General features: G+C 57.3%; 1 protein-coding gene. It reads left to right on the top strand.

The window, feature by feature from the left end; genetic code table 11:
* Nucleotides 1–703 precede the first annotated feature (703 nt).
* On the top strand, nucleotides 704–996 hold a 293-nt coding region (locus tag ACIPUD_RS39800), incomplete at its 3' end, for a 3-methyl-2-oxobutanoate hydroxymethyltransferase (RefSeq protein WP_446482995.1).

Genomic DNA, 996 nt, shown 5'->3' with positions numbered 1-996 from the left:
TACTACTGCTGGCGAACGGCCCTTTGCTCCAAGAGATGCGTCGACCGCTTCAAGGCCCGGCGAGAGGCCGACCATCAATGGTTTCGCTGGTTGCGAGCGGCTTAATACATGGCTCAACGAGCCCACGCTATGAAATTTATACTCGTGAATCTAAGGACCCCGCGCGGCGACAGAACCTGCGCCGAGTGTTCTCGGTCCTTAGGTCCGGGTTACGTGCGAGAGGTGGTAACGCGGAGAGAATATTGCAACTACGATTGCTACCGACGCTGCCACTTAATGGATATCGCCTTCCCCTACCTTACAGCGCGTGCCGATTCTAATTCCGACACGAAAGATCTCGTTCCTCTTGGGCTCGCAGTCTTGCTGGGTGCGGCTTCGTTCTGGTTTCAGGTTGGGGCGGCCTCGATGTCATGGATCAACACAGCCGCGCATGCCGACGAGCCGTCCGCGGCTGAGCGAACTCCCTCGGCTTAAGCTGGGCTGAGTCGCGCGGTGTGCGTCAGCGTGACCCAAAGCCGCTCCGCATGAGGAAGAACGGCTGAGAAGTTCTTATTTGATGATCGCGCGATCATTGGAGGTTTTGATGCGTCTGTCCGTGACCTGGAGAGGTAATTTCCTTTTGTCATCTCCCCATTGACAGCTTCCTCTCGCCTTCCCAAGGAAGCGCCGACTCCAAGCATGCGGGGGTGGATCGGGATCTAAGATGAGCCACATTTCAGAGCCGCCTGTTGAACGCGTCACGATTCCGGTCCTGCAGGGGTGGAAGGAGGAGGGGCGTCGTATCGCGATGACCACCGCTTACGACGCGGTTACAGCGCGCATCGCCGATCCGATCATGGATGTCATCCTTGTCGGGGATAGCGTCGCCAACGTCTGTCTTGGATTCGATGATACGTTGCCGGTGAGCATGGCGATGATGAACCATCACCTCGAAGCCGTTGTACGCACAAAGCCTCGTGCCTTGCTCGTGGCCGATATGCCCTTTCTTAGCTTCCA

The sequence above is a fragment of the Bradyrhizobium sp. CAR08 genome, assembly GCF_052871955.1.
This window is presented reverse-complemented; position numbering and strand designations above follow the sequence as displayed.